The following is a 6,805-nucleotide window of genomic DNA, read 5'->3' on the forward strand; positions in this document are numbered from 1 at the left end:
TAGTATAGCAATAAAAATGAATGCGCTATCAAAAATGGTGTAGGTGTTTATATAAAATGATAATAGAGTGTTGCAAATATTTTTGGAACCGGTTACAATAAAGTGGAATAAATGGAACCGGTTCTAATTAGGAGGCTAAATATATGAATTATAAGCAATCCGCAGAAGATATTTTGAACGCGATAGGCGGAGAAGAGAATTTAGATGCAATGGCGCATTGTGCAACGAGACTACGATTAGTTTTAAATGATGAAAGTTTAGTAAATGAAGAGGCGCTAAACAATATGGATGTAGTTAAAGGGACGTTTTCTACTGGGGGACAATACCAAATTATTATTGGGTCTGGTACAGTCAATAAAGTATTTAGTGAACTGGAAAAATTAACTGGAAAAGAAGCATCAACCACTTCGGAAGTCAAAGCACAATCTGCTAAAAATATGAATCCGTTACAGCGATTTGTAAAAATGCTTTCAGATATCTTTGTTCCGATTATACCAGCCATCGTTGCTGGTGGTTTATTAATGGGGTTAAATAACATTTTGACTGCGAAAGATTTATTCTTTTCAGGTAAATCATTGATAGATGTATATAGTCAATTTGCTGGATTAGCTGAAATGATAAATGTTTTTGCGAATGCACCATTTACATTATTACCAATTTTAATTGGATTTAGTGCAGCAAAACGCTTTGGTGGCAATCCATTTTTAGGTGCTGTATTAGGTATGATACTAGTTCATCCATCGCTAATGAGCGCATACGATTTCCCAAAAGCAGTTGAAGCAGGTAAGGCTATTCCATATTGGGATGTTTTTGGTTTGCATATTAATCAAGTAGGTTATCAAGGACAAGTGTTACCTATGCTTGTAGCAGCTTATATCTTAGCCTCAATTGAAAAAGGGTTACGCAAAGTTATTCCAACGGTGTTAGATAATTTGTTAACACCATTGTTATCTATTTTTATAACAGCATTTCTAACATTTTCATTTGTAGGTCCAATCACTCGACAATTAGGTTACTGGTTATCAGATGGTTTAACATGGCTTTATGAATTTGGTGGTGCAATTGGTGGATTAATATTCGGATTATTGTATGCTCCGATTGTTATTACAGGTATGCATCATAGCTTTATAGCTGTAGAAACGACATTAATTGCAGATGCCACTAAAACGGGTGGATCATTTATATTCCCGATTGCGACAATGTCTAATGTTGCACAAGGTGGTGCAGCAATTGCAGCGTTCTTTATTATTAAACAAAATAAGAAGTTAAAAGGTGTGGCATCTGCCGCAGGTATTTCAGCATTACTTGGTATTACAGAACCGGCTATGTTTGGTGTTAACTTAAAACTAAGATATCCATTTATTGGCGCTATCGTTGGATCAGGTATTGGTTCAGCATATATTGCTTTCTTCAAGGTTAAAGCAATCGCATTAGGAACTGCTGGATTGCCAGGATTTATTTCAATCAATCCAGTACATGCAGGATGGTTACACTACTTTGTTGGTATGACAATATCATTCATCATTGCTATAACAGTTACTTTAATTTTATCTAAAAGAAAAGCAAATAAAGAAGTTGTAGAATAAAAAAGAGGTATGACAGTAATCAAAGTATCAGTCATTGCAAATGCAATAGGATGAAACTTTAAGCTGTCATACCTTTTAATTTAGTTATAATTTCTGTTTACGCCATAAGAAAATACTAACAATTACGACAAGAATTAATGAAATACCTACCACAATAATCCAAGATATATAACTATGGTCATCAATTGGCAACGGCACATTCATACCGAAGAAACTAAATACGAGCGTTGGTAACGTTAATAGTACCGTGAAAAGTGTTAATGTCTTCATAATCGTATTCATATCATTAGATAATAAGGAAGCGTATGATGTTGTGATACTTTCTAAGATACGTTGATGTAATTCTGTTGTTTCGATGGCTTGGTTATTTTCAATGATTAAATCTTCTAGTAATTCTTCATCTTCTTCAAAACGTTTAATTGCAGGTAAACGGAATAACTTTTTAATAATTGTATCGTTACCTTTTAAGGCAGCTAAAAAGTATACTAAACTTTTTTCAACTTCCATTAATTTGAAAAGTTGTTTGTTAGTAATGTTATTTTTTAGTTCTTTCTCAATACGAATTCTACTTTTATTAAGTAATCGTAAGTTACGATTATAATGGTCGGCAATAGTAGTTAAAATTTCTAATGCAAATCTGCTGTGAAATTTTAAATTAATATCACGCTTAGGTAAATTTTCTAAAAATTCATTTTCAGCGTCACAAACTGTTACGATAATACCGTTGCCAATAATAATGCCTAATGGAATCGTTACAAAAGATAGAACGCTACGATTAGTTGAATTGACGATAGGTAAATCAATAATGATTAATGAGTAACCAGTATCTTCGTCATATTCAATACGGGAACTTTCTTCTGAGTCCAAAGGGTCACGTATAAAGTCTTCAGGTATATTATATTGTTCCATAAGATTTTCAATTTCTTCTCGGTCTGGTTCTACTACATTAATCCATGACGCTGTATGATCTAATGGTGTTTTTATAATATGTTTATCTATATCTTCAGAATGTCTGAATGAAGTAATCATGATATATAGTTCCTTTCTAAAGGATTTAGGAAAAGCGAGTATTACTTAAGTTAGTGAATCAAGGTTTGATTTATGCAAACGGTTTTCTGCCATTATTCTTAATGGACCATTAAAAATAATATTATGCACATGTTTAGCTAATTCATCAACTGAAATGGGCTGTTTGTCCATTACCCAGTATTTAATAATTGAAATTGTTGCTCCGGAAACGTAACTGTAAAAATACATCTCTGGAACGCCTCCGATAGAATGATTGATACTAATATAACGTTGCATATTATTTTTGATATGTTCGTTGATTTTCAATTCTAATTGACTCGTGCGTTCCAATTGTAAAATAGTATGATAAAACTCTAAATTATCATGAATATGTTGGAAAATATTTTTGAGTATATTATTTACAAAAGTATTCGCAATGTCTTCAATTGAAGAACCGCGTAACAAATCAAATTGAGTATATGTCGTTAGTTCTGAAATATACTCATCTTCCATATCTGCGAGTAACATATATTTATCCTCGTAATGTAAGTAAAATGTCCCTCTATTGATATCAGCGCGTGTTGTTATGTCGCGAATGGTAATCTTTTCTAAATCTTTTTCTTGTAGTAATTTAGTGAACGCTTGTTTAATGGAGGACTTTGTCTTTCTAATTCGCCTATCTTCTTTCAAAAATAAATCAACCTCCTTGTGTTATTGAACAATGTGGGTGTATTTGTCTATTAATGAACGTATTGATGAACATTGTGTATTGTTTATTCCCACTTACATATTATAATAGACAACATGCGAAATATTCAACACATTGTCTAATAAGGAGGTAATTAATAAAATGAATATATTTAAAAATAAATTATTATGGATTGCGCCAATAGCAACTATGATTATCTTGGTAATCTTTTCTTTAGCTTTTTATCCTGCATATAATCCTAAACCAAAAGATTTACCAATTGGTATATTAAACGAGGATAAAGGTACAACGATTCAAGATAAAAATGTTAACATTGGTAAAAAATTAGAGGATAAATTATTAGATAGTGATTCTAATAAAATTAAATGGGTTAAGGTTGATAGTGAAAAAGACCTTGAAAAAGATTTGAAAGATCAAAAAATCTTTGGAGTAGCTATTATTGATAAAGACTTTTCAAAAGATGCTATGAGTAAAACACAAAAAGTAGTTATGGATAGTAAAAAAGAAGAAATGCAACAAAAAGTTGCTTCAGGTGAAATTCCGCCACAAGTGGTTCAACAAATGAAACAAAAAATGGGGAATCAACAAGTAGAGGTTAAGCAGGCTAAATTTAAAACGATTGTAAGTGAAGGATCAAGCTTACAAGGTTCACAAATTGCATCAGCTGTGTTAACTGGTATGGGTGATAATATTAATGCTCAAATTACGAAGCAAAGTTTGGAAACATTAACGAGTCAAAATGTTAAAGTCAATGCCGCGGACATCAATGGTTTGACGAATCCAGTAAAAGTGGATAATGAAAAACTTAATAAAGTTAAAGATCACCAAGCAGGTGGTAATGCACCATTCCTAATGTTTATGCCAATTTGGATAGGTTCAATCGTAACGTCTATCTTATTGTTCTTTGCATTTAGAACTAGTAACAATATCGTCGTGCAACATCGTATCATTGCTTCAATTGGACAGATGATATTTGCAGTTGTTGCAGCATTTGCAGGTAGCTTTGTTTATATTTATTTCATGCAAGGCGTTCAAGGATTTGATTTTGACCATCCAAATCGTATCGCAATTTTTGTAGCATTTGCGATTCTTGGTTTCGTGGGCCTTATTTTAGGTGTTATGGTATGGCTAGGTATGAAGTCAGTTCCAATTTTCTTCATTTTAATGTTCTTTAGTATGCAACTTGTAACGTTACCTAAACAAATGTTGCCTGAAAGTTATCAAAAATATGTATATGATTGGAATCCATTCACACACTATGCAACAAGTGTAAGAGAACTATTATACTTGAATCATCATATTGAATTAAATAGTACAATGTGGATGTTTATAGGGTTTATGATTTTTGGCGCTGTATCAAGTTTAGTTTCAGCTATTGTTAGAAAACATAGCACAAAACGTACTGAAGTGCCGTCATAATTTAATAAATAGAAATAATAGCTATACAAGACGTTTGTAGCGAGCGTCATGGTATAGCTATTTTATTTGTATAGCGCTTGATGTAAAGTTATTTTAGCTGTCATACTATGTGCTAAACCAAATTCAGTTGTGTCATATCTTCGCTTTTTTGTCACTGTTATAATAGGTATAATCGGATATAATGAAAAGGTGAGGGAGGATTCAAAATGCGTAGGTTATTATATTCATTTCTTTTTTATATGATCATAGGTTTATTTAGTGGCTTTTTCTATAGAGAGCTAACAAAAGCATATGATTTTACTGGTACAACACAATTATCACTTGTACACACACATACACTTATTTTAGGTATGTTTATGTTTTTAATATTATTACCATTGGAGAAGTTATTTAAATTATCAAGTTACTACTTATTTAACTGGTTCTTCTATGTATATAACATAGGTGTTATCGTTACTATAGGTATGATGGTGACAAAAGGATTCTTCCAAGTCACTGGTAAATCATACTCTCCAGAAGCATTTGCAGGCTTTGCAGGTATTGGGCACACAGGTATGCTTGCAGGTTTATTGTTGCTATTTTTCCTTTTAAGACAAGCAATTCTTAAAGAACCACGTGATGAGTCTTTTAAAAAATAATATAACTAGAACTAAAAAATATACACATCTTTCAAAGGAACATTGTTGTTTCTTACTTTGAAAGGTGTGTTTTTATATTGTGATGGGATAGTTATTGATAATTCATGATTAACTATGCGATTTATTTTAACAATATAAATATTAATAGTATAATGGCTTTAAATGATAATAATTATCAATTTGAGCACGTTAATGAAAGAAATGAATATAGAGAGTCATAGGAGGCACATAATGAAAGATGTTACAATCATTGGTGGCGGTCCGTCTGGTTTGTATGCAAGCTTTTATGCTGGATTGCGAGATATGTCTGTAAGATTGATAGATGTTCAATCTGAATTAGGGGGTAAGATGAGAATTTACCCTGAAAAAATTATTTGGGATATTGGCGGCATTGCGCCAAAACCTTGTCATGAAATTTTAAAAGATACAATTAAGCAAGGATTATATTTTAAACCGGAAGTTCATTTGAATGAACGTGTGGTAGATATTAGGAAAAAGGCAGAACGTCATTTCGAAGTTGAAACAGAAGCGGGAGAAATATATACATCGAAAGCAGTTATCATTGCAATTGGTGCGGGTATTATTAATCCAAAACAATTAGATGTTAAAGGTGTAGAGAGATATCAATTAACTAATTTACATTATGTTGTACAAAGTTACAGACGTTTCAAAGATAAAGATGTATTAATATCAGGTGGAGGAAATACAGCATTAGATTGGGCGCATGATATTGCCAAGATTGCTAAAAGCGTGACAGTTGTTTATCGAAAAGAAGATGTAAGTGGTCATGAAGCGATGAAAACGTTGGTGACAGATTTAAATGTGAAACTATGCCCAAAAACACGTATTAAATACTTGGTCGGCAATGATGATGAAACGCATATAAGTGAAGTTGTTTTGGAACATGTTGAAAGTGGCGATAGGCATACAGTTAAATTTGACGATGTCATTATTAGTCATGGGTTTGATCGTTGTAATACATTATTGAGTGAAACATCTTCAAAGCTAGATATGCATGATGATTGTCGTGTTAAAGGATTTGGTAATACGACAACTAGTATACCTGGTATCTATGCGTGTGGAGATATTGTTTATCATGATGCAAAATCACATCTAATTGCAAGTGCATTTAGTGATGGTGCAAATGCAGCGAACCTTGCTAAAACATATATCCAACCAGATGCGAATGCAGAGGGTTATGTTTCAAGTCATCATGAAGTGTTTAAAGAAGCGAATAAGACTATTGTAAATAAACATTTATACTAGGTTGATATATTGTGTGATGAAAAGTGGGGTAAATAATGGTTAAAGTGACATATGATATTCCGACTTGCGAGGATTATTGCGCATTAAGGATTAACGCAGGTATGAGTCCAAAGACGCGCGAAGCAGCTGAAAAAGGATTACCTAATGCCTTATTTACAGTAACCTTGTATGATAAAGAT

7 protein-coding genes and 1 pseudogene are annotated in these 6,805 nt (G+C 32.4%); 6 read left to right on the top strand and 2 right to left on the bottom strand.

Annotation, left to right across the window (positions count from 1 at the left end; genetic code table 11):
- The first annotated feature begins 143 nt into the window (after positions 1-143).
- Positions 144-1,586, top strand: a complete 1,443-nt coding sequence (locus IDG60_RS03555; protein ID WP_001108116.1) for a sucrose-specific PTS transporter subunit IIBC — start codon at positions 144-146, stop codon at positions 1,584-1,586.
- Positions 1,587-1,670: 84 nt separating this feature from the next.
- Here the strand turns inward: IDG60_RS03555 and IDG60_RS03560 are convergent, their stop codons facing one another.
- Both IDG60_RS03560 and IDG60_RS03565 read right to left on the bottom strand, forming a co-directional pair.
- On the bottom strand, positions 1,671-2,615 hold the full coding sequence (locus tag IDG60_RS03560; protein WP_000633068.1) for a magnesium transporter CorA family protein: 945 nt from the start codon (positions 2,613-2,615) through the stop codon (positions 1,671-1,673).
- A gap of 45 nt (positions 2,616-2,660) precedes the next feature.
- Positions 2,661-3,284 carry a TetR/AcrR family transcriptional regulator gene (locus IDG60_RS03565; RefSeq protein WP_000656771.1) on the bottom strand — a complete coding sequence of 208 codons (624 nt, stop codon included), beginning with the start codon at positions 3,282-3,284 and terminating at the stop codon, positions 2,661-2,663.
- Positions 3,285-3,444: 160 nt separating this feature from the next.
- Between IDG60_RS03565 and IDG60_RS03570 the strand changes: the two genes are divergently transcribed.
- The 5 genes and pseudogenes from IDG60_RS03570 to IDG60_RS03590 all read left to right on the top strand — a co-directional run.
- Positions 3,445-4,722, top strand: a complete 1,278-nt coding sequence (locus IDG60_RS03570) for a YhgE/Pip domain-containing protein (RefSeq protein ID WP_001020016.1) — start codon at positions 3,445-3,447, stop codon at positions 4,720-4,722.
- A gap of 206 nt (positions 4,723-4,928) precedes the next feature.
- Complete coding sequence (locus tag IDG60_RS03575; RefSeq protein ID WP_001253464.1) at positions 4,929-5,360, top strand: DUF2871 domain-containing protein; 432 nt, start codon at positions 4,929-4,931, stop codon at positions 5,358-5,360.
- Between the two features lie 104 nt (positions 5,361-5,464).
- On the top strand, positions 5,465-5,581 hold the full coding sequence (locus tag IDG60_RS03580) for a hypothetical protein (protein ID WP_001801916.1): 117 nt from the start codon (positions 5,465-5,467) through the stop codon (positions 5,579-5,581).
- A 10-nt stretch (positions 5,582-5,591) separates the two neighbouring features.
- The gene (locus IDG60_RS03585) at positions 5,592-6,626 is read left to right on the top strand and encodes an NAD(P)/FAD-dependent oxidoreductase (RefSeq protein WP_000655971.1); all 1,035 of its coding nucleotides are present in this window, start codon (positions 5,592-5,594) and stop codon (positions 6,624-6,626) included.
- Positions 6,627-6,661: 35 nt separating this feature from the next.
- Positions 6,662-6,805 (top strand): annotated as a pseudogene (locus IDG60_RS03590) (GNAT family N-acetyltransferase); the annotation flags it as partial.

The organism is Staphylococcus sp. EG-SA-2, from assembly GCF_017152085.1.